At 46.4% G+C, this 24,187-nt stretch carries 18 protein-coding genes; 8 read left to right on the top strand and 10 right to left on the bottom strand.

The features are described 5' to 3' along the window. Positions 1 to 63 precede the first annotated feature (63 nt). From AAHN97_RS28635 to AAHN97_RS28615, 5 genes are all read right to left on the bottom strand, one after another. Complete coding sequence (locus tag AAHN97_RS28635; protein WP_343305490.1) at positions 64 to 1,800, bottom strand: RagB/SusD family nutrient uptake outer membrane protein; 1,737 nt, start codon at positions 1,798 to 1,800, stop codon at positions 64 to 66. A 20-nt stretch (positions 1,801 to 1,820) separates the two neighbouring features. Then, positions 1,821 to 5,237: a SusC/RagA family TonB-linked outer membrane protein gene (locus AAHN97_RS28630; RefSeq protein WP_343305489.1), complete on the bottom strand. Its 3,417-nt coding sequence runs from the start codon at positions 5,235 to 5,237 to the stop codon at positions 1,821 to 1,823. A gap of 151 nt (positions 5,238 to 5,388) precedes the next feature. Continuing rightward, a complete protein-coding gene (locus AAHN97_RS28625) occupies positions 5,389 to 6,579 on the bottom strand; it encodes a FecR domain-containing protein (RefSeq protein ID WP_343305488.1) in 1,191 nt (396 codons plus the stop codon). Positions 6,580 to 6,648: 69 nt separating this feature from the next. Continuing rightward, a complete protein-coding gene (locus AAHN97_RS28620) occupies positions 6,649 to 7,233 on the bottom strand; it encodes a sigma-70 family RNA polymerase sigma factor (protein ID WP_343305487.1) in 585 nt (194 codons plus the stop codon). Positions 7,234 to 7,440: 207 nt separating this feature from the next. After that, complete coding sequence (locus AAHN97_RS28615; protein ID WP_343305486.1) at positions 7,441 to 8,307, bottom strand: helix-turn-helix domain-containing protein; 867 nt, start codon at positions 8,305 to 8,307, stop codon at positions 7,441 to 7,443. An 89-nt stretch (positions 8,308 to 8,396) separates the two neighbouring features. Here AAHN97_RS28615 and AAHN97_RS28610 point away from each other — a divergent pair, with 89 nt between their 5' ends. Then, positions 8,397 to 9,491 (top strand): alkene reductase, encoded by a 1,095-nt coding sequence (locus tag AAHN97_RS28610; protein ID WP_343305485.1) that lies wholly within the window; start codon positions 8,397 to 8,399, stop codon positions 9,489 to 9,491. Here AAHN97_RS28610 and AAHN97_RS28605 read toward each other — a convergent pair. From AAHN97_RS28605 to AAHN97_RS28585, 5 genes are all read right to left on the bottom strand, one after another. Next, complete coding sequence (locus AAHN97_RS28605) at positions 9,452 to 10,315, bottom strand: glycoside hydrolase family 43 protein (protein ID WP_343305484.1); 864 nt, start codon at positions 10,313 to 10,315, stop codon at positions 9,452 to 9,454. The genes AAHN97_RS28610 and AAHN97_RS28605 overlap by 40 nt on opposite strands. Before the next feature lie 32 nt (positions 10,316 to 10,347). Further along, the gene (locus AAHN97_RS28600) at positions 10,348 to 10,704 is read right to left on the bottom strand and encodes an Imm51 family immunity protein (RefSeq protein ID WP_343305483.1); all 357 of its coding nucleotides are present in this window, start codon (positions 10,702 to 10,704) and stop codon (positions 10,348 to 10,350) included. A 62-nt stretch (positions 10,705 to 10,766) separates the two neighbouring features. Then, entirely contained in the window at positions 10,767 to 11,762 is a 996-nt protein-coding gene (locus tag AAHN97_RS28595; RefSeq protein WP_343305482.1) for a helix-turn-helix transcriptional regulator, read from the bottom strand. Positions 11,763 to 12,076: 314 nt separating this feature from the next. After that, a complete protein-coding gene (locus AAHN97_RS28590; protein ID WP_343305481.1) occupies positions 12,077 to 12,772 on the bottom strand; it encodes a hypothetical protein in 696 nt (231 codons plus the stop codon). 151 nt (positions 12,773 to 12,923) lie between these two features. Next, on the bottom strand, positions 12,924 to 13,922 hold the full coding sequence (locus tag AAHN97_RS28585; protein WP_343305480.1) for a helix-turn-helix domain-containing protein: 999 nt from the start codon (positions 13,920 to 13,922) through the stop codon (positions 12,924 to 12,926). Between the two features lie 148 nt (positions 13,923 to 14,070). Between AAHN97_RS28585 and AAHN97_RS28580 the strand changes: the two genes are divergently transcribed. From AAHN97_RS28580 to AAHN97_RS28550, 7 genes are all read left to right on the top strand, one after another. Then, positions 14,071 to 14,850: a lysophospholipid acyltransferase family protein gene (locus AAHN97_RS28580; protein ID WP_343305479.1), complete on the top strand. Its 780-nt coding sequence runs from the start codon at positions 14,071 to 14,073 to the stop codon at positions 14,848 to 14,850. A gap of 114 nt (positions 14,851 to 14,964) precedes the next feature. Next, positions 14,965 to 16,002: a PLP-dependent aminotransferase family protein gene (locus AAHN97_RS28575; RefSeq protein ID WP_343305478.1), complete on the top strand. Its 1,038-nt coding sequence runs from the start codon at positions 14,965 to 14,967 to the stop codon at positions 16,000 to 16,002. Positions 16,003 to 16,363: 361 nt separating this feature from the next. Next, on the top strand, positions 16,364 to 19,390 hold the full coding sequence (locus AAHN97_RS28570; RefSeq protein ID WP_343305477.1) for a SusC/RagA family TonB-linked outer membrane protein: 3,027 nt from the start codon (positions 16,364 to 16,366) through the stop codon (positions 19,388 to 19,390). A gap of 5 nt (positions 19,391 to 19,395) precedes the next feature. Next, on the top strand, positions 19,396 to 20,736 hold the full coding sequence (locus tag AAHN97_RS28565; protein WP_343305476.1) for a RagB/SusD family nutrient uptake outer membrane protein: 1,341 nt from the start codon (positions 19,396 to 19,398) through the stop codon (positions 20,734 to 20,736). 19 nt (positions 20,737 to 20,755) lie between these two features. Beyond that, a complete protein-coding gene (locus AAHN97_RS28560; RefSeq protein WP_343305475.1) occupies positions 20,756 to 22,048 on the top strand; it encodes a DoxX family protein in 1,293 nt (430 codons plus the stop codon). 10 nt (positions 22,049 to 22,058) lie between these two features. Beyond that, positions 22,059 to 23,672 (top strand): hypothetical protein, encoded by a 1,614-nt coding sequence (locus tag AAHN97_RS28555; protein ID WP_343305474.1) that lies wholly within the window; start codon positions 22,059 to 22,061, stop codon positions 23,670 to 23,672. Next, on the top strand, positions 23,669 to 24,181 hold the full coding sequence (locus tag AAHN97_RS28550; protein WP_343305473.1) for a c-type cytochrome: 513 nt from the start codon (positions 23,669 to 23,671) through the stop codon (positions 24,179 to 24,181). Before AAHN97_RS28555 ends, AAHN97_RS28550 begins: the two co-directional genes overlap by 4 nt. The last annotated feature ends 6 nt before the right edge of the window (positions 24,182 to 24,187 follow it).

The raw sequence follows: 24,187 nt of genomic DNA, 5'->3' as shown, positions 1-24,187 counted from the left end.
GTATAAAATGATAAGAAAGCCGGGAATAAGTTCCTGGCTTTCTTACTACAATATAAAAAAAGATTATCGCTGCCAGCCCTGATTTTGCTCCAGCTTCTCATCTTTATTGGTATCGATGACGGTTTGCGGGATAGGCCACAGGTTATAATTGAAAGTAAGGGTTGCCTTTGCTTCAGGCCAGTAAGCGTATTTTTTAATGCGGTCTACCGCAATGGTTCCACCCATCCGCAGCAAAGTATTCCAGCGGCATTCTTCATATACCAGCTCACGGGCACGTTCATCCAGGATAAGATTGAAGTTATCGTCCATATCCGCTGCCGTTACTCTGTAAGTACAGTTAGCGCGGTCCCTCAGCAAATTCACGTCATCAGCCGCCCCTTGTTTATTTCCGCTGCGTTGTTTGGCTTCTGCACGCAGGAGGATAGTTTCAGACAGGCGGATGAAATAATCATCCCTGAACAGATTGCTCATGTTCTCGCCATCAGCTATACCAGTGTATTTATCTGTGGCGATCTTGCAGGATACAGGATAGCAAAGGCTCCTGTTGTTCATATTGGTAACAGGATCTGCACTGCCATTGTATATCACGTTCCAGGGAACGATCTGGCCGAAGTAAGGAGAAGAAGCCACGTTTCCGATAAAGTTCCTGCGGAATACGATATCTGAATTACGCATATCTGCCGCCCACTGCCCTGCATATATTTCATCGCGGGTGTACATGGTAGGTATCATCTGCGCAATACCCCTTCCTCCTACATTCTCTGCTGTTCCGGTCAGGTGGTCTTTTGCACCATCACGGAAAACAGGACTATAAGTACGGGAATAAGGGAGTTTGGATTTACCATCTTCAGCTCTGTACGCTGCATAATCGATCTGTATAGCCCAGATGCATTCTTTATTGCCATCCTGGTAGTTCACGTTCTTTTCCTGGAAAAGGTCCCAGTATACATTCCCCTGCGCTTCCGTACTTCTTGCACCAAAGCGGTTCTTCATCAGGGAGAAGGTACCACCGTCTATCACCTTATTGCCGTATGCGATGGATTGTGCAAAGGCAGCATTGGCCTCTGTTGTTTTTGATTCTGCTGCCAGTTGTGTACCCAGGGCAAGATAGAGTTCGCAAAGATTATGCTGTGCGGCACCTCTTACTAAACGGCCTCCGGCGGTTGTTGTAACCGGAAGGTCGTTTTCAATAGCCAGCAGTTCATCTATCGCGAACTGGTATGTTTCTACGCGGGTAGATCTTTTAAAATTATACTGCGGCACAGTGGATGGCTGTGTTACAATAGGTACACCACCAAAGATCTCTCCCAGGTTACGGTAAGCAAATGCACGGAAGAACCTGGCCTGCGCTAAAGCATATGCTTTATCAGCCGGGGTAGCCCATGAGATCTGTGGAAGGTCCGCAGCCGATATCGCCAGGTTTGCTCTGGCGATCAGTTGGTACCAGGTGCTGTAAAAATTAAAGAAAGTACCGTTATCCGGATTGATGAGACCATAGTTGTTGAAAGTAGCCCCTCTTCTGATACTGGCCACATCGTACATATCCGTTCCATTTCCGCGGAATACAAAGATCCAGCCTTCTTCCGAAGGGTTTGCCCAAAGGTCGCGCAGCTGGGAATAGATGGCAACCAGTGACTGGTCTATCTGGGCGGAAGTGGAGTAGGCATTTTCAACTGTGTAGAAGGTAGTCGGTTTCTCCATAAGGAAATCCTTATCTGATTTACAGCTTACGATCCCTGACAACAATAGCAGCAATGCCCAGGTAGTATAATTATAATAATGATGAATGATCTTTTTCATGTTGAACTCGTTGAATTGGATTAGAAACTGATGTTGGCGCCAAAGGAATAAGATGAAGGAACCGGGAAGGTATTTTGCCTTACCGTAACACCTTCCTCCGGATCTCCGCCATGCCAGTTAGTAAAAGTGGCTACGTTTTTCGCACTTAAAAAGAATTTCGCAGCGTTGACATGCAGCCTTTTTAACAACCCCGCATTCACCTTGTAAGACAGTACAATGTCCTGTACTCTTACAAATCCACGTGATTGCAATCCCAGGAAACGCCCGTCCCCTGCAAAGTAGGCAGATGGATATATGTTACTTTTGTTCTCCGGGGTCCAATAAGGCTTGGACGTCATATTATCGTTAAAACGACCGGTACCTGCAGTAAGGTAGGCTGCCTGGTTAGCCCTCATAAAATAGCCATTGCCACCAAACGTGCCGGAGATCATCACATAGAGATCAAAGTTTTTATAATTAAAGTTGTTACTCATGCTCATCCTGAAATTTTCATTCTCGTTTCCCAGGATCTTACGGTCGCCGGCACTGATACCAGGCTGTTTGTCAATATCCCTGTATTTAGGGGCTCCGGGAGCAGCACCTGTTGCAGCGATATATTCCGCATCATCTGCCTGCACAATACCGATCTGTTCATATCCAAAGATCGGATCGAGCGGATATCCGATAAATAAATTATTCGCCAGGTCATCGTCTTCTTTACCATCTTTATTCAGATCATCTCCATACAAATTAACCACGCGGTTCCGATTCATCCAGAAGGTAAGCGAAGTGTTCCAGCCCCAGTTACTCTTTCTTACATTCACTGATCTTACCGTCACTTCAATCCCCTTATTATTCACCTGGCCCATGGAAGTTCTCATAGTCTTGAAACCTGTCATTACCGGGATGTTGCGAACGAATATCTGGTCGGTGGTTTGTGAACTGTACAGGTCTACGTCTACAAATAACCTTTCATCTAACCAGGCAGATTCAAAACCGGCGTTCCATGCAGCTGTTTTTTCCCAACCCAGGTTTGAGTTACCTAATGCATTCTGGAAGAGGCCATATTGAATTGCACTACCTGTATTAGTGAATTGATACCTTACACCACCTGAAGTACCATTGGCAATGGTAGAGAGTGTGCTATAAGGAGCTCCACTCTGATTCCCGTTCTGCCCCCAGGAAACTTTCAGTTTCAGGCTGTTCAGGGACCTAATTCCTTTCATGAATTCTTCATTAGAGATCCTCCAGGCAACACCGGCAGCAGAGAAGTTCGCCCATTTGTTATTTGCACCAAACACGGATGCTCCGTCCCGGCGATAAGAACCTGTGAAGAAATATTTATCATTATAGGAATAACTTAAGCGGCCAAGATACCCGATATTGGCCTTTTCCTCACCATTCATCTCTATCCTCTGTACAGTGGCTTTAGAGAGGCCGTACATACCCAGCGCAGTATTACCATTAGCGGCAAAGTCCGTTCCTGTTGCCCTCGTCATTTCATATCTCGTGTAATCCCTTGTAGCCACAGCTGTAACATCTATGCTATGTTTACCAAAATCCTGCTTGTAGTTCAGGATATTATCTATTACATAACTGTAAGTAGAATTATTATTAATATTCCCTGTAGCACGGGTTAAAAATCCCTGGATGGCTGCAGGGGAATAACGGGCAATGCCTTCTCCTTCCGCAATAAAACTAGATTCATAGGTAAAGTCCCCCGCCTGGTTCCTGTCCTGGTTCAGCAAATAATTCAGCCGGTAAGTAAGCCCTTTTACCCATGGCGCTTTTAACACAAGATGAGAATTGAGACGGTAGTTATTCCTGATATCCTTGTTGTCGCGCGTACCATCATTTACACCCCATAAAGGATTCACCAAAGATTGGGTGTAAGGGTATTTTTCCAGGTTCCCCTTATCGTCCCGGAACATCACACCATATGGAGACATGATCTGTGCACCTCCGATATCAGCCGGGATACCGGAATAATCCCTCCTGGAAAAACCTCCATCTACACCTATTTCCAGCCAGGAAGTAATGTTTGCATTCAGTTTTGCCAATACAGAGATCCTTTTAAAATCATCCCCTACCACAATGCTCTTGTTTTGGTCAAAGGAAGAGGAAAGATAATAGTTCACTGTGGACGTAGCGCCTGATACAGCAGCCTGGTAGCTTTGGATCAGCCCTGTACGGGTAGTTTCATCCAGCCAGTTGATTTCTTTTCCGGCATCCCTGTTAGCTATTTCTCCCGGTTTCAGCCAGTTGGTAGAACCAGGGGTATATTTATTACGTGCGTTCACTACCTCTAACCATTCTTCTCCTTTCATCATCACCGGCCTGCGTTGCCAGGTTTGTATCCCTGTTGATGTATTGAAAGCAACAGATGGTTTCCCTGAACGGCCTTTTTTAGTGGTAATGGCGATTACACCATTAGCAGAACGGGAACCGTATGCAGCTGCTGATGTAGCGTCCTTAAGGATATCAAAGCTGGCAATGTCGTTTGGATTAATATCGCCAAGACTGCCCAAAAACACGGTTCCATCCAGCACGATCAAGGGATCATTATTACCATTAATAGAGTTCTTTCCGCGCAATAGCATAGTTGGCTGGTCTCCGGCGGAATTGCTTGCGCCGATGCTCAAACCGGGTACATTCCCTTTTAATGACTCCAGTGCATTCAGGTTAGGTAACGATGCCATGGGCGAATTCTCCATTCTCACAGAACTCACAGATCCTGTGAAGTCCTTGCGCTTGGCAGTACCATATCCTATCACCACAAAGTTCTCCAGGGTAGTGGACTCTTCTTTGAGTGCGATGATAACATTGCCCAGGTTCTCTGGTTTTAGCGTAATGGTTTTATAACCCAGCATGGTTACCTCCAGTTCCACGTCCGTACCATCGGGCAGGGTAAAGGAAAACTCCCCTTTGGCATCCGTGGTAGCGCCTTTGGTGCTGTTCTTCAGCCTAACGGTGGCGCCGGGTAAAGGTTCCCCCGATTCGCTGGTCACTCTTCCTTTTATCAGTATTAGTGGCGCCGGCAATAGCGAAGGATTTACAATTGGCATTGGTTCATCCTTTTTGCGCACCACTACAGTTTGCTCAACAATTACATAATTAAATGGCTGATTGTGGAAACATGCTTCCAGCGCTTCTTTAAAAGAAGCATCCTTCAATTGCAGGGAAACCTTTTTAGCATCTTTCATCAACCGCTGGTTGAAGAAGAAGTGATAGCCACTTTGTTTCCCTATTTGTGCAAACACTTTTTCCAGCGAACCATTTTTAATGTTAATGGTGATCTGCTGGCTATATCCCTCTGCGCTCACCTGGAGGCACGTAATAAAGAGCAGGATGGCGGTTAGCTTCATGATCAGAAGAATTTTTCCGGTTGGCCACAGCCTGGATTGCAACAGACCGCGGAGGCCCTTAGACCTTGTGGAATTCGTAAATCTTAATTTCATAACTTCGTGGTTTGTTTGGGTTTTGCCCGTTTCAACAGTTAGCAAATTGATTGATACGCAGACGCAAGCATCCGGCCGGTTGTACCCTCATACTTCCGGCCTTTTTCTTGAATCCGATAATTAAACTCAGTTAGGTATTTTTAGCTTGTTCCTAAGGATTTATAATGACTGTTCTTTCCTTGATTTTGGCATTTATATCACTGTAAACTAGTATTTCCAGGAATTTAGTCAGGCTCACATGTCTTGGTAATGACCCACTGAAAAGGTCTTTCGGTACGCCGTTGGGATAAGCAACGGTAATATCATACCATCTTTCTGCCTGCCGTAATATGCTGCCGATATCGGCTTCATTGAATTTGAAGTACCCTTCCTTCCATGCAGTTATCTCTTCCAGGTCATCCGGCTCCACAACCTCTATTTTCTGCGCGATCTTAGCCTGCTGCCTGGGCTTCAGGTTTATACTGAAGGCCCCCTGGCTTATTTTCACGGAACCTTCCAGCAGCGTGGTTTTGATATCCCCTTCATTATCATACGCATTGATATTGAAATGCGTTCCCAACACCGTCACCTGTGCCTTTTCCTCTCCTGCGCCGGACATGATCTTTACCTTAAAAGGTGTTTTATGCTCCAAAGGCGCCACTTCAAAATAGGCTTCCCCTGTTACTTTCACCATCCTTTCCTCACCGGAGAATGCGGTAGGATAAGTAATGGAAGAAGCTGCATTGAGCCATACCTGTGTACCATCCGGTAAAGTGATCCGGTATTGGCCACCCCGCGGCGTGCGCATGGTATTGAACATCACTTCGGAAGCCGGGGCACCGGAGGTATTATATTCCAGTTTTCCGTTAGCCAGTTTCACCACTTTTGTATTCCCCTGCTGGCTCAGCATACCATTGGATGCACTGTCCAGCGTAATGGTGGTACCATCTGCCAGCGTAAGTATGGCTTTGTCCCCTCCCGGTTGCACTTCATTTTTTTTAATGGGCGGTGGCGGCGTGGAAGCCAGCTGAACTGGTTTTTTAGATTGGAGGAAATAAGAAGCACCGCCTGCAAGGAGTAATAAACTGGCTGCGGCAGCCCACCAGGTTCGCCTGTTAATGAAAGGCGCCCGTTTGCGGGGAACATCTTTCAAAACCGGCCGTAGTTTTTCCAGTACAGCATCTTTGGCACCGTTGTCTTCCAACTGGTGATAACGCGGATCGTTCCAGATCTCCTTCATAAAGGATTCCCAGGTTTGCCGGCTACCCGGTTCCCGGGATGCAGACCATAGCCTACGGAACTCCTCTGCGGATAATTCACCCGCCAGGTATTTTTCCAGTAAATTCTTCAGATCTGCATGCATAATGATTAGCTCCTGTGGTATGAAGACCATTGAAAAGCACAAAAGGAAGTGCCGGATAAAAAAAATATTTTAAAGGAACCTGGAAAGGAGCGCAGTAGCCAGTAAGGCATGCTCCCGGAGGTATTTTCTGAGGAAAGCGAGGGAACGGACGATATAATCTTTTACAGCCGCACGGCTAACACCCATCTGGAAACTGATCTCCTCATGGCTGAGGCCCCTTTCACGGCTAAGGCGGAAAGCTTTTTGCTGCTGTGGTGGTAACTGGCTGATCCCTAATTCCACCAGGGTTTGCAGTTCCTTGAATTCCGTGGACACGGAAGTATCGCCGGATTCAAGCCTTGCCTGATAGGTAAGATAATGCTGATAAGCTTCTTCCAGTTTTAACCGGCTCATCTTTTTAAAGATGAGGTTACGGGCACTGATGAAAAGGAAACCATCCAGCTTTTGGATGTCTGCAGCCTTTTCCCTGTTCTGCCATAACTGAAGAAATACTTCCTGCGCAATGTCCTGCGCCATCTGTGATGACTTTGTTAATACCATTGCAGAGGTGTATACCCTGTTCCAGTAATGATCAAAGAGCCGGCAGAAAGCGTCTTCGCTTCCGGCAGCCATCTCCTGTAGCAACAATTGATCAGTATAAGGTAGACTGGACAAATGAACAGCGGCTTTTATTCAAGTAAACTTAGGAAAAATAATTACTAAAAAACAATATCCCGAAAAGATCACTTTTAAAAGAATAGCTCTTTTTCTTTGGTTGATTGATCCCTCAAATATAACACCCTAAAGGTTTATATCAAATTTAGTGTAAATGAAACACTTAACCGAAGAAACAGGACAGTACAGGATGGTTCAGGGGTACTTTCAGTTCTTTTGGCTTTTATTTTTCCTGTATTCAACCGGGCTCACACCGTTATGTTTTTTGAACTGCCTGCTCAGATGACTTTCATCTGTAAAGCCCAGTTCATCTGCTATCTGGCCAATGGTCATCGTGCTGTAAGCCAGCCGTTGCTGTACCAGCTTTATCTTATACTGTGTAATGTAATGCTGCAGGCTTTCTCCTGTGAACTTCCTGAAATATTCCCCCACATAATTAGCGGAGAGATTAAAGCTTGCAGCCAGATATTCTACCCGCAGTTTTTCAGGATCATTAATATGCTGGCGGATATGTACCAGCATCCTGTTGATCAGGGGTTCCGGCTCCAGCCCGGTAGCCGTTGTTTCTGCATCCTCTGTTACGTTACGCGCAAGGATGTTCAGGATCAGGGTTACAAAATGTTGCAGGTTCTCTTCATGGTAGGATTGTTTTTCCTCATATTCCTGTACCATATTTCCTATGAGTGCGGAGATCATCTTACAATCTCCCGGTCTTTTGATCAGCAGTTCCTGGAAACGGTTATGATGTGCAAAGATGTGTTCGAGTTGTTTAAGCCATTGCGCGATCCTTTCGCGGTCCTGTGCATTTTTGAACTGTGCCAGGAAAACTTCTGAGAAACGGATGGAACAGAAACGTGTGGGGATGGAGATATCAAATCCCCGGCAGTCCAATGGCGTAAAAAGAAAGATGCTTCCCTTCTGATAAGGGAACCTGTTGCGGTTCACTTCCCGGGTGCCCTCTCCTTCCAGGATCTGCACGATCTCAAAGAAATGATAGATCAGGGGGCGCTCATGCCAGCAATCCATATCTGACACATACAACTCAAATGGCTGGTGTAACGCTTTATGCTCCATAACCTGTAAAATTACAAAACAAACCCTTCTTTATCACTGTTCCGCCAGCACAGCACGGTCTAATTTTGAGGATCAAAAACAAACATCATATGCGTTTAAAAGAAAAGCTGCTTTCTTCCCTCATTACACCTTCCATTACTTTACGCAATCGTGTGGTAATGGCCCCTATGAGCAGGCGGCGGTCAGAGAATGGTATTCCGGGTAATTCCGTAGCTGTATATTACGGGCAAAGGGCTGGCGCAGGTTTAATTATTGCAGAGAACACCGCTGTGGCGGCAAATGGCGTTGGTTATCTGCATGCACCGGGTATTTATAATACCACGCAGCAGGCGGCATGGAAAAAAGTGGTGGAAGAAGTGCATGCCAGGAATGGAAAGATCTTTATTCAACTGGTACATACAGGCCGTATAGGGCATCCGCTGAACCAGGAAGGAGCTGTTCCGTTAGTAGCACCTTCCGCCCTTACAGCAGCAGAAATCATACGTACGCCCGGAGGTATTCATTTACCTGCCACACAACCGGAAGCCCTGAGCACTGCCGGTGCACAGGATATGATAAAAGCACATATACAGGCTGCTGTTACTGCTATCGAAGTAGGTTTTGACGGCGTGGAAATACATGGTGCCCATGGTTTTTTACCGGAACAATTCCTTCACCCCCGTACCAATCAGAGAACAGATCAATATGGCGGCAGCATTGCGAACCGCAGCCGCTTTCTGTTGGAAATTATGGAAGGGGTGGCAGCAGCTATTGGTAAAGAACGTACCGGAGTGAGGCTTTCACCTTTTGCTATCCTGAATGATCTGCCGGCTTATGAGGAAGAAGAAGCTACACACCAGTATATCATAGATGCTTTACGCGAAATGGATATCCTGTACATCCATCTTTCCAGTCAGGCCTCCTCTATACCCAAGTCATACATACAGGATGTGCGTAAACGTTTCCACAATCTGTTGATCCTGGCAGGTGATTATACAGCTGCTTCTGCTGAAGCCGCTTTACAGGAAAACCTGGCAGACCTCATTGCTTTTGGCAGGCCTTTTATTTCCAATCCTGACCTGGTGGAACGTTTCAGGCACAATGTACCTTTAGCGGCTGCGAATAAAGAAACCTTTTATGAAGGAGGAGATAAGGGATATATCGATTACCCGGAGATGCCTTCTGAAGTCATGGCTACCCGTTGAATCGTATCATCTTCATTATAATGCAATACATCGATGCACACGGAGCGATGATGACTGTCGCCTTTTTCAAGCCCGCCATTATGATAGAAGAAGTAAGTACCGCCTTTGAAATCAAGGATGGCGGGCCTGTTGGTTTCACAGTTACCGGCAATTTCATTGAGGATGCCTTTGAACTCCCAGGGGCCGTGAATACTACGGCTCATCATATAAGCCACCTTTTCCGGGAAGCCGTAGCCATAAGATAAATAATACCAGCCATTCCTCTTATGGATATGCGCACCTTCCTGGAATTCCGGCAGCTGAATAGTTCTGACAGGGCTTTGCAGTTCTATCATATTCTTCTTCAGCTCTGCATAGTAACATTGCTGTTTACCCCAGAAGATATAGGCCCTGCCATCATCATCTATCAGCACGGTGGGATCGAAATTATCACCACCATTGATCGTATTCAACGACGTGATCAATGCAGTACCGCGCGCATCTGTAAACGGCCCTGCAGGATTATCTGCCTGTGCCACACCAATGGCTTTGCCATCAATAGTGGCGTGGGTTACGGCTGCATACCAGTAAAACTTCCGCTCATGGTGGATCACCTTTGAAGCGTATGCATCTCCTTTAGCCCAGGAAAAATCAGTGGCTTTCAGGGGGCTGGGGTGTTCCCTCCAGTTCAGCAGGTCTGTGGAGGAAAAGCATAACCATTCCTTCATCACATATTCCTGCGAACCTATCGGCGCTTCATCGTGGCCGGTATACAGATATACGGTGCCATTGTGGGAAACAACAGTTGGGTCTGCCGTGAATTTATGTTGGATAATAGGGTTCATAATTGCTATTCCGCCCCAAAATTCCTGCCAACCTAATCGTCTACACGGTCTCTGTCTGCCTGTAATACCCATTCCTCCAATTTATTCAGATCCGAAAATATAGGAGAAAGCAAAGCCGCAAACTTCAACTGTGTTTCTTCTGAGGGGAAATAAGCATAAAAACCACCGGCTTCAGGATCAAATTCTATTTCCGATAACAGGTCTTCATCCAGCTTTTCCAGTATCTGTGTAATATGTCCTTCCCAGCAGTAACCATTTCCTTCATAGTCGTGCTTTTGAAAGAAAGTGTAGTACCTGTTATAGAGATCATCACTTTCAAGGTCGGCTGATACGCTATACACGTCATCATTGTTCCCTAAGGTAAAAGGGTAATGTTTATTTGTTTCCATATGATTTATTTCTCTGCAATATATTTTCAATGTTGCTTGCTGCATTCGATCATAGCCAGCCCTCAACCCTTCGCCTGCCCGGGCGCAACGCCGAACTTCTTTTTAAAAGCTTTGCTGAAATGCTGCACAGAAGAATATCCCAATTGATCCGCCACTTCTTTGATGGGCATCTGCCGGTATAACAACATTTCCCTGGCCTCACTCAGTTTATGATCTGCCAGGTACCCGAACACAGTATTATTAAAAACTTCTTTGAACCCTTTCTTCAGTTTGAACTCATTGATCCCTGCAATGCGGGAGAGTTCCATGAGAGAAGGAGGTTGTAGTGAATGCTGAATTAAATAGGATTGTGCATAACGGATCCGTTCAATATCGTCCGACGTTATACTGGAAGAGAAAGGTGTTTTACCGGTAAGACTTTCATATGCCTGCGCCTGCAATGCCAGCAGTTCAACACATTTGGATTGCAGGTACATCATTTTCAAGCCGCCACTGAACCGGCAATACATAATATCCTGGATACACTGATGCATAGCCATTGTAATAGGCATGTTCTCCTTGTTGATATCTATTTTACTGTTAGTGGAGATCCTGTTAGCCAGGTCCATCAGTAGCGGGGAGCTGTTCTGTGCCAGTGCAAGAAAAGCATCGGTGGTGAAGTGTACTTCAAAGAAACGGTATCGTGTATTCTTTGCATACTCCCCGGCACCGGTGAACTGCGGCAGGTAATGCATATTGCAAAAGTTCTCTACAAAATCGTACCTGTCGCCGCTTCTGTCGTTCTGCAGGAAGCCATAACCGGATAAGGTGAAATGTAACTCTACTACAGGAGGTTCATCTTCCATGTCCATATGCAGGTTGATCTGCTCACGTAGCGCAATATCACCATACTTTACAAAAATACCAGCAAAGGATAATTGTACCATTTCCGCATCGCCAAAAGGGAACTTGATCTTATTCCTTCTCTCTATAACCTGCGTCTGATCGATCACTGTTGCCGTTGTTCCCTGGTTAACTTTCCCTGCACGCCCTTTAGCATCATAAACACTTACGATCATAAAAGAATCCGTTTAGTATAAAACATGCTCCGTATGGTATAAAAGTAAATATAAAATTCTGAAGCAGCTTTGCCTGTAAAATAAAAGACCAGATGTTTTACCAGATCACATTATTCCTGCACTCCTGGCTGCGCTGGCCGGTGATGTTGTTATTACTGGCCACCTTATTCCTAAGTTTATATGGCTGGCTGGCTAAAAAACCATTTACGGATAAACACCAGAAGTTGTTTGCCTTCTACAGCGGGATGCTGGGCATACAGGGTATTGTAGGTTTGGTATTATTCTTTGTTACCAGCCCTATCACTACCTATATCTTATATCATAACATTAAAGGTATCACCTCTGATCCGGGCATTACTTTTTTTACGCTGCGGCATCCGCTTCTTATGTTCATAGCTGTTCTGATATGCAATGCAGGAAAAAAGCGGGCGGGAAAATCGTTGCTGCCTGCGGTTAAGTTTCGGACCTGGTTTATTTTTACGCTCATTGTGTTCCTGGTGGTGATGGCTAATATCCCCTGGCCTTCCATGGAGTTCGGCAGGCCGCTGTTCCGTTTCTAAGGGAGGAAGGGGAGCCTCCAATTGTAAGGTGGATCCTTCCAATTGTTGTGTAGATTCCTCCAATTGCGCTGTAGCTCTTGCCAATTGTTGCTTGGGTTCCGCCAATTGTGCTGCGGTTTCTTTCAGCGATGCCGCAGCCAGTATTGCCTGCAACTGCAACATCGTTTCCTCTTTTTCAATTCCCAGCTTGAGCAGTTCCATGGCCATGCCTACTATCTTACGGTAGAGACCGCGCTGCTTAGGCAGGGTGCAGTAGATCTCTGAAGCAATCTTTGCAGCCAGTGCCAGGAAGGAAGCAAATTCCATGGTCCTTCTGAACCGGGGATCTTTCTTCACCCGTTTGCCAGTTAAGGAGCTTTTCAAACGGGCATAGTACTCGTCACCCATTTTATAAAAACAGATGTTGCCGATAGTACCTTCCAGTTTTACTGGGCCTGTTTGCTTTGCCATTATGCAAAGTTAGGAAGAAGGGTTATCCAAAAAATTGATATATAGCAACTTTTTTCAGGGTAAACCCCTGGCAAAAGCATAGATGAAGCATAGATAACCCATATCAAAGGCATAGATGAAGCGTAGTAAAAGCGTATGAGATATTTACTTTTTACCCTTTTTTCACCTCTTTGGGACTCAACCCGTATTTCTTCTTAAACTCATTACTAAAGTGCTGCAGGGTACTATACCCCGTTTCATAAGCTACCGCCGTTACGGTCCTATCCCCTTCCCGGATCATATTCCTCGCCTGCTCCAGCCGGTGATCCTTTAAATACCCGAAAACGGTATTCCCAAAAACATGTTTAAAACCGGCTTTCAGCTTAAAAGTATTCAGGCCTGATTGCCGGGCCAGTACTGACATGGAGGGCGGGCTCTGCAGATCCTGCAGCAGGATCTCCCGGGCCAGGTGCACCTTCCTTATATCTTCCGGGAATAATTTTGCGCTGCGCACCGGCTGGTTTTCCCTTTCTTCCAGCTGCGCACATTGCAATGCCAGCAGCTCCAGCGCTTTCGATTGCAGAAAAAGCTTACGCAATCCGCCCCGGTAACCACATTCCTTCATGCTTTCTATCAGCATATGCATCTTTGGCGTTAAAGGAAGATTTTGACAATCCTTTTGGAAAGAGGGCTTTTTACCTGCAATATACTCCGCCAGTGCTTCCATTACCGGGCTGGTATTCTCTGCCAGCGCCAGGAACCGCTCCGGCAGAAAGCTGAGCACAAACACCTGCAGGTCCTGCTGCTGTTTATACACCGTTGCTTCCGTTGTATAGGCATTCAGGAAAATATTATGCTCGCCTGAAGTAAAGTGTTGCGGTTTACGTTCTCCATGCGGCCTGGTCACAATATCCCCCTGCTGCAAAAAAGCAATGCAGGGCATAGGTGCCTGCTCAACAGTAGACACATGCAGCTCCTCATGTACATCAACATTACAATAACCCATATGGATACCATCTGAATAAAACTGGCGGAAACGCACGTCCCAGAAAGGCTTTCGATCTTCCTGAACAGTTTCCCAGGCGGAGCAATCCATTAATTGCTCCCTGTTTAGTAATAATTTGTCTTTATGCAATACCTCGCAGGCACTGTTCCTGAACACTACTTCCATAATTAATTCGTTTTACGCAAATTTTAATCCCGATCCCGCAACATTTCTCATCCATCATTTGCCAATTTTGCTTTGTATACTCTATAACGGCATATTTCCTGGATACCCCCATCATTCGGGGTACTTTGTACTTTATTTAACATACAGCATGCTTTATTTTCTTTTTCATACCATATTGCGCTACCGGTTCGCAGTAGTGATGCAAAACCTGGCCCGCTCCTTCCCGGAAAGATCATACGAAGAGATCAATCACATCGCCGGCCGGTTCTACCGGTATTTCAGTCACATGTTCCTGGAATGGCTGCAAATGATCCTGCTCTCTGAAAAACAGATGAAGAAACGGGTGCAGGTGAATAATGCCGCTTTGCTGGAGCATTATCATGCACAGCAACGGAACATCATCATCATGTTAGGGCATTATGGCAACTGGGAATACGCCAACATCCTCCCTTCTTATGTTTCATTTGATGTGCACGCCGTATTCAAACCTTTATCCAACAGGCTGTTCGACAGGATCATGCGCAAGCTCCGCTCCCGCTTTGGTTTAAAATTACTCTCCATGGACAAAGTGGTACGGTACATGCATGCCAACAGGGAACGGCCGGGTGCTTACATCTTTGTATCAGATCAATCGCCTTCGCAGGAAAACCGCTTCACTATGGATTTCCTTCATCAGCCTACCAATGTTATTACCGGTGCAGAACGGATCGCTAAAAAACTGGATGCCGTGGTGGTGTATGCCGTGATTAATAAAAGAGATGCCTCTTCTCATTGGGAGATCTCCTTTTCATTGATCACAGACCAGGCTGCTGCAACAAAAGAACATGCCATCACTAAAACATTCTCGGAATTCCTGGAACAAGATATCCGCAGATCACCTGAATACTGGCTGTGGAGCCACCGCCGCTGGAAAAATAACAGATCATGATCATCGCTCTTATCACCATACTATTCCTTTTTGCTGTTCTTGCTGTACTCGCAGGTATACTGATGCAATATCATCGCTCGCTGGAAGATTAAACATTTTTCCTACCTTCAGGGTATGCTTAATTTACGTGTAAACTATCCTTCCATTCCCCGCGAAATGGATGTATTTTTGGAATACTGCAGTAACATTAACCCTTCACTTGCCAGCAAATTGCTGCACGTACCTTATCAATCCCTGGATGCGGCCGGCGAAGCGGTTGTGTTTAACTGGTTACGCGCGACACCGGAACACTCAGACCTTATTTCCCTGCCCAGTGGTAACAATGCACTTTACTGTGTACTTTCTTTCTTCAGAAGCATCACAGAACATATTGCCATAGAACCCACTACTTTCCCCGGCTTTAAAATGGGCGCGGCCAGTATGAATTACCAGTTCCATATCATAGCCACTGATGAAGAAGGTATGCTGCCGGAAGCATTGGCAGAACATCTTAAAACCGGTAAGAGTAAACTCATCTACCTGCAACCCACTATCCACAATCCCACCTGCAGCGTAATGTCTTTAGAAAGGCGGCAGGCCATTGCGGAGGTTGTACGGGCTTATGAAGATGTATATATCCTCGAAGATGATGCTTACCGTTTCCTGCATCCTGATCCTCCGCCTTCTTTCCTCACTATCTTCCCGGAGCGTACCATGCATGTGCATAGTATGTCCAAACCCTTTAACCCCATGCTGCGTGCTGCTTATCTTGCAGCACCGAAAGGACTGCTCAAAGGCATCGAAAACCTTGTACAACTTACTTCCAGCGGTACCTCCCAGCTTTTTACCGATTTCAGTATTTACCTGATGAAAGGAGAACTGCTGAAGGGGATCATCCGTGATAAACAACAAGCCGCACAGGCCTTGCAGGAAAAGATCAGGCGTATCTTTAACGGCCTCACCTACAAAACATTCCCCAGCTCCTATCATATCTGGCTGAAAGCAGATCCTGCTATAGCGGAGCAATGGAAGGATAAGAATATTGACATTCCCCCCGGAGCAGGATTCTCCGTTACAGACCATACAGATCATATCAGGGTTGCCCTGGGAATGTCCTGGGACCAGGAGGAACTGTTACCTGGTTTACAGGCCATTGCAGACTCCCTGAAATAGTTTTTTTTCCCGAACACTTGGAGAATAGGATATAAATCCTTTATTTTGTCTACAGTTTTAGTAGACTAATAAGCCAACGTATTAAAAAACCACTCCTGAATGTAAGGGTAACTGTCCACCACCAGCAGTAGATCCTTATCAAAGGCGTTTCGTAAAATCAATCGGGATGAAACCTTTACACACATGTTCAATCCAACCCATGGTGGCAATACATACTTTATATCCCCCCATGCGTTTTAGTTGTTGCTGCTGATCCGGCCGTAACATCCGTACCAATTTTATTCCTGCATCATAGCAAGCCACTGGTGAGGCCTCCGTGTTTCTCCAAGCCGCTGCTTTCTTCCAACCAGTAATCTATTTTATGAAACAGTTTTATGTTTTTCTCCTGTTTATCAGCTCGTACAGTTGGGCCCAGCAAGCCCCAACAGTGAGCGGCACTGTTACAGATGCCGTTAGCAAACAACCCCTGTCGGGCGTCAGCATCTTTATAAAAGGATCTAACACAGAGATCGTGTCTGATGCAGATGGTAAATATAAGATCCCCGGCACTGCAAAAGAATATGTGCTGTTTGTAAGCCTTGTGGGTTATCAAAGCCGGGATGTGAAGATAAATGCAGCCAATGCACAGATCTCCCTGCAGCCGGGCAATCGCACGATCGATGAAATTGTGGTGGTGGGATATGGCACCCAAAAAAGAAAGACATTAACCAGCGCCATCTCTTCCATCAATGCTGCGGAAGTGAAAGATATTCCGGTAGCCGGTTTCAATGAACAACTGCAGGGAAAAGCTTCCGGCGTACAGATCAATTCCAATACAGGTATCCCCGGCGATGGTGCTTTTGTACGTGTGCGCGGCACTACTTCCATTAATGCCAGCAATGATCCCTTATACATCGTAGATGGTGTGTTCATCAACAACACCAGTCTGCAAACCGTCAACAGCGGCGGCCGTGCCACCTCCCCCATTGCAGACATCAACCCGGATGATATCCAGAATATAGAGATACTAAAAGATGCCAGCGCTACTGCTATCTATGGTGCCCGTGGTGCAAACGGCGTAGTGATCATTTCCACCAAACGCGGCAACTTCAATTCTAAACCAACTGTTAGCGTCAACTATTCAACCGGCTGGGCAAAGGCTGCTGAGTTATGGGATCTCACCACAGGCCCTGAGCACGCCACACTTATCAATGAATTTTACGCCAATTCGCTGGCAGATGCTACCAGCGCTGCAGATAAAACAAAATATGCACTTCCTCCTTTCCGCCCTGTCAGCCAGGGAGGCAGAGGTTTACCGCAAGAGCAGAAAACATACGACCGCCTCCATAAATTATTCCGCACAGCAAGGATCAGCAACTATAATCTTTCTCTCAGCGGTGGTGGTGCCAATACAAAATATTTCATCGGCGCCAGTTATACAGACCAGGAAGCGATTGTAAAACCACTGGGCTTTAACCGTGGAAGCTTTCGCCTGAATGTGGACCATAAGCTCAATAGCAAAGTACAGGTAGGTGTTAGCAATGGCCTCACCCGTTCTTACAGGAACCAGGGCAGAACAGGTGATGGCCCTGCAGGTGGTATGCTGCAATCAGCGCTCCATACGCCCACTTATCTGCCGGAAGTAAATGCAGATGGCACGCCTGCACGCTGGGCCGGGTTCGACAATCTGCAGGTATTGATAGACAACTATAACGTGAACACCACCAGCCTTCGCTACATTGGAAATCTTTATGTGGATGCGGAACTGCTGCCCGGTTTAAAATTCCGCAGCAGCTGGAGCCTGGACTATAACAACTATGATGAATCAGAATACTGGAACGACCAGATGCAACTAGGTGCCGCACCAACCAATGGTCTCGCCACTTCCAACATCACACAGAACAGTACCTGGATCAATGAGCAAACACTTTCCTACCGTACAACGTTTGGCCGTAAACATGATTTTGGCATACTGATAGGAAATACCATCCAAAGCAATATCACCAAAAGCACCTTTGCGCAAGGCTCCGGTTTCCCGGGTAATGCCTTCACACTCATCTCTGCTGCAGCCACCAGAACTGCCTCTCAAACCTGGACGAAGTACAATCTCACCTCCTTTTTTTCAAGGATCGATTACAGCTATGCTGATAAATACTTCCTGGAATTCACTATCCGTGCAGATGGCTCCTCCCGTTTCGGAGAGAACAGGAAGTTTGGTTACTTCCCTGCTATCGGGGCAGGATGGCGCCTGAAAGAAGAACCTTTCCTGAAAGGACTGGATGCTATCAGCGACCTGAAGTTAAGGGTCAGCGCAGGGCTTACCGGTAACCAGAATGGTATTAATAATTTTGCAGCACAGGGAAACTGGACCGGTGGAGCCGGCTATCCTGATAACAGCAGCGGAGATAAACCCGGCACCGCACCACAACAACTGGCCAACCCCGACCTGCAATGGGAGAAAACAAGGCAGCTCAATGCCGGTATCGACCTTGGCCTCTTAAAAGACCGCCTGGGTATCGAATTCAATGTCTATTCAAAATACACAACAGATAACCTGCTACAGTTACCCGTTTCTGCGATCACCGGTTATACTTCTTATTATGCTAACGCAGGTGAGATCAGTAACAAGGGCTTTGAACTGTCCATTAATTCCGTGAATGTAAAGTCGCGCCACTTCCGTTGGAGCAGCAGTTTCAATATTTCACGGAATGTGAACAGGGTAGAAAAACTGCCTATCCCCATAAATCAATACAGCAGGGATTGGGTACGTATCCAGGAAGGATATTCACTTTATTCCTTCTGGTTATACAAACAGTTGTATGTAGATCCGCAAACGGGGAATGCCGTGTTTGAAGATGTGGTGAAAGATGGCAGCATCAATGTGGCAGACCGCCAGATCCTGGGCAATGCCGCACCTGAATTCTTTGGCGGGTTGAATAACACGCTCTCCTGGAAAGGTTTTGACCTCGGCGTACTGATCAGTTACCAATATGGAAACGACATCTTCAACCTCAACCGTTTCTTCGGAGAAGGCGGAGGAACACGTGATGCCAACCGTGTGCTCTTTGCCAACCAGCTCAGGAGATGGCAGAAACCAGGCGATATAACAGATGTGCCACGCCTCACGGCTTTCGGCAATAACTATACGCTGGAGCAGAACAGCCGCTTCCTCGAAGATGGTTCATTCCTGAAACTGCGTACACTCACACTTGGCTACAAACTGCCAAAGATTCCCAAACTGCAAAGCGTACGGGTTTATTTCACCGCCAGCAACCTGTTCACATTAACCAATTATTCGGGGCCAGATCCTGAACTGAATGTGAGCAGTAATCAGAATATCCTGGGCCTTGATATTGGTACACCGCCACAGCCCCGCTCCTTTCAATTTGGCCTTAACGTAACACTGTAATAACCATGAAAACACTACAATATATACTCCTGTTCGTAACACTCACTTCCTGCAACAAATTCCTGGAAGTAAAACCCAAGGATTCTATCCCGGATGATGTAGCCATTGTTGACAAAGCTTCTGCACAGGCTGCTTTACGCGGTGTATACAGAGGCCTGGCATCTGATGGTTACTATGGTAATTCCTTTCAGTCTGTCGGTTACCTTTCCGGCGATAATATTCAATGGACGGGTTCACAATCTATTGTGCAGCAATTCATTGACCACAAAGTAAAAGCAGATAACGCCACCGTTGCGGCTGTATGGGTAGCCATTTATGCCACCATTAATAAAGCCAACAACGTGATCGCGAAAGTACCTGAACTAAAGGATGCAACACTTACCGTTGCAGAACGTGATCAAATGATCGGTGAAGCACGCTTTATCCGTGCACTGGCTTATTTCGATCTTGCCCGTACATGGGGTGGCGTACAGATCGTACTCACACCAACCACTTCCGCGGCTGATAAAAAAGGGATCAAACGCAGCACACTGGCACAAACCTATGCACAGGTACTGGCAGACCTGGAAGCAGCAGAACCTTTGGTAGCATTGCCTACAGTGCAGAACCCCGTTAGAGTGAACAGAGAAACGGTGTGGGCTTTACGCGCACGTTTTCATCTCTATCAGAAAGAATGGGCACTGGCGGAAAGTTATGCTGCAAAAGTGATCAGCAATACCACTAATTACCAGTTGCTGAAACCTTTCAATTCTTTCTTTGCACCAGCCAGTGCAGTGGCCACAAAAGAATCGGTATTTGAATTGTCCTACAGCGCTACTTACACCAGTGCGCACAGGAATCAATGGCAGCCTCCTGCTAATGGCGGTACACGCCAGATTGCTCCTAACAGTGCCGTGATAGCTTTATTAAACGACCCGCTCATTGGCGGTACAAGGAGTACGCTGTTAGCCAAAACCTCAGCTGGACTCTGGTACGCCAATCTATACTATCGCAGTCCTGCCACAGATCCTGCATACCTTATCCGCATTGCAGAATTATACCTGATCAGGGCAGAAGCACGCGCCAACCTGGAAAAAACCATTGAGGCCAAACAAGACCTGGATGCCGTGCGCGACAGGGCCGGACTTATTCCCAGCACGGCAGCTACGAAAGCAGATCTGTTGCTGGCCATTGAAAATGAAAGGAGGGTGGAATTTGTTTTTGAACCACACCGCTGGTATGATCTCATCAGAACCGGCAGAGCAGGAACTGTACTGAACCTTACAGATCCCAAACGGTATGTGCTGCCCATTCCGGCCAATGAATTAACGATAGATCCTGCCCTTGAACCCAACGATGGTTATTAAACAGTAAAAGTTTTTGTATATGCCTGAATTACATCACACAACTCCCGCCGTGGAGTGGAACAACCGGGAGAAGATCTTCTTTCGGTTCTTCTTCATTTACTTCCTGCTGCAGGTTGTACCATTAGACCCTACGTACTTTTCTTCCATCAACTGGACGCAGCTCCACTATGGAGATATTTTCAACATAGCACATTACTACCCCCGATTGGGGTGGATCATAGCCATAGTGGCGCTGGTTGGCGCCGCTATCTGGACTTACACAGACCGCGATAAACGCATCTCTTATGATCGCCTTTATTACTGGATCCGTGTAGCCGTAAGATACCGGCTGGCCATTGCATTATTTGCCTATGGCTTTCTTAAATTCTATCCGCTGCAGGCGCCATATCCTTCACTCAGTAACCTGAATACCTACTACGGTGATTATACAAGGTGGAAGTTATTCTCACTGAGCCTTGGCATTGTACCGGACTACCAGTCTTTCCTGGGCCTGGTGGAGATCATTACAGGCGGTTTACTATTATACAGGAGAACCGCGAGCGTAGGCGCCTTCATTGTATTGATCTTTACAGGAAATGTGTTCGTATCCAACATCGCTTATGAAGGTGGCGAACAGGTATACAGTTTATACCTGATCACATTGGCGCTCTTTGTGCTCAGCTTCGATCTTAAACGTTTGGTGCAGCTGCTCATCCTGCAAAAACCTGCTTTCCCCAACCGCTTCCATGTAACGCTTACTAAGAACTGGCAGCGTTATGGCAGGTTAGCCTTGAAATCGTTCGTGATCTTTTTCTTTGTACTCGCTTATGCCTTTAAGCTCTCCATGAGTCAAACCTACCAGTTCCCCAGCACCGCTGGTTTAGCAGGTGCTGAAGGCATCTACAATGTTACACAGTTCAGCAGGAACCAGGATACGCTGCCCTATTCCAAAACAGATCCCGTTCGCTGGCAGGATGTGGTGTTTGAAAAATGGGCCACCATCAGCATTCGTTCCAACCGCCCCGTGATCATTGATTCCAACAATACAGAAAGAGTATCCGCTGTGGAAAACGACAGGACCTATGAACTGGAAGGCACGGCAGGCAGGCACTATTACAGTTATGATGTGGACACGCTCAAACAGGTACTCACACTTCATAATAAAAACAAACACTATAAGGGAGAACAACTGGTATTGCATTACAGCAGGCTGAATGATTCAAAACTACTGCTCAGCAATGATTCACTTTATGTAGTGCTGGACAAGATCCCTAAAAAATGGTTGCTGGAAGAAGTGGCCCGCGAAGGCCGCAGAAAATCTATCAAACTATAAATCTATTACTATGTCAGTTATTGAAACTGTCCTTCAACAGGATGCCCGTACTACCACTGCACCAAACCCGGTGGATGCCTGGAAACCATGGCACAAAGTGCTCTTCCGGATAGCATTTATATTCTTCATTGCCATCTGCATACCTAACAGTACAGAATGGTATAAACTGGTACTGAATATAGACTGGACGCATCTGCATTACCGCGATCTTTATGACATCGCCCGCTTTGGTTCCGGCATCAACTTATTTGGCGACAGCATCTTTGGCAGCAATCTCCTGGGTTATGCCAACTGGATCACCACTGCCATCATTGCCATAGCCGGCGGATTCCTCTGGACGGCTATTGTGCAATGGCGGAAAACAGAACGGGAAGAATATAATGTAATGTACTACTGGTTAAGAGCGATCGTACGTTACAGGGCAGGCATAGGTATCATCGGTTTCGGTTTCACCAAATTACTGCCGGTACAAATGCCCTACCCTTCTCTCGGTATCCTCAACACCAACTTTGGCGATCTCACCGCACAGAAAATATACTGGCTGTCTGTTGGCATTGTGCCCTGGTACCAGATCTTTGCCGGTGTTGTTGAAATAACCGCAGGTTCCTTATTACTCTTCAGAAAAACCACCACACTCGGTGCCATCCTGTTATTCGCAGCACTGGGAGATATTGTGTATGTGAACTTTGCATATGACGGTGGTGTACATGTATACAGCAGTTACTTTGTATTACTGGCTGCCTTCCTGCTGGTAAATGACCTGCCCAAATTATACAACCTGCTCATCCTGGAACGTTACACCGTTCCCGTTAACTTCTACCCTGACTTTTCCGGATGGAAAAAGTACACCCGCTTTGGGATCAAAGCAGCAACCCTCTTTGTTTTCCTCGGCTGGTTCTTCTACCTGCAATTGATCAACTTCCTGTATGACCCCTACAAACAACCATCCGTTGCAGGAGAAAAAGAATTGCGTGGCAATTATACCGTAACGGAATTCCGGCTCAATAACCAGGTGATCCCTTATTCTCCCCTGGATTCTGTGCGCTGGCAGGAAGCCACCTTTGAAGACTGGACCACTTTCACTTTCCGTGTGAACCGCCCGGTATTCCTGGACCTCTCTAACGGTGGTGGTGATCCGCAAAGAGACCTTAACAGAACATTTGAAGTGGCTGGTGTAGGTGGAGGGCAAAGGGTTTTCCATTACTATGCAGATCCAAAGAACCATGTATTATACCTCCAGGATAAATTCAAAGCAAACCCTGAACGCAGGAACCGCGCAGCAGGTGTTGGCGGAGATGGCGGAACAGCCCGGAACCTGAAAACAGATAGCAGTCTTGCTGCTACTGCTGCATTACCGGATAACTGGATCCCCAAGGAAATATGGCAGGATGAAGTGAACAGGATAGATCCGCGTGCCGCTTCCACCCGCAGGAACAGAGAGTTTGCCACTGCAAAGAACAACGAGAAAAGGAACCGCATGATCCTGCAATACGATACGAAGGATGGCAACAGGATCATCCTGCATGGTATCAATGAAAACAAAGATTCCATTTATGTGGTGCTGGATAAAGTGCAAAGGAAATATGCGCTCTCTGAAAGCAGTTTAAAAGCCGGAAAATATTGAGATACTTATTGATCGTTTTTGCATTGCTGGCATGTAAGCAACCTGTACGTTTTAATTTAGGCAGAGCAGCTACTGCCTCAGAGATCAAAGCATGGGATATAGATGTCCGGCCGGATGGAACTGGTTTACCTGAGGGCAGCGGCACTGTTGGCAGGGGCAGGGAGATCTATGCTGCAAAATGTGCAATCTGCCATGGCAAAACAGGTACTGAAGGTCCCTACAACATACTGGTAGGTGCTATAGATGATACCACCAAAGCAAAAACCATCGGCAATTACTGGCCCTATGCCACTACCCTGTTCGATTATACGCGCAGGGCCATGCCGTATAACCTGCCTGGCTCTTTAACGGATAATGAAGTATACAGCATTACCGCTTTTTTATTGCATGCCAACAAGATCATTGATTCCACTACGGAGATGAATAAACGCAGCCTGCCTGCTATCGTAATGCCTGCACGTAAACATTTTGTGGATGACGACAGGCAGGGCGGGCCGGAGGTAAAGTAAGCACAC

The sequence above is a fragment of the Chitinophaga niabensis genome (assembly GCF_039545795.1).
Taxonomy (GTDB): Bacteria; Bacteroidota; Bacteroidia; order Chitinophagales; family Chitinophagaceae; genus Chitinophaga; species Chitinophaga niabensis_B.
The sequence above is the reverse complement of the archived record's forward strand: the minus strand, read 5'-3'. Positions and strand labels throughout refer to the sequence as shown.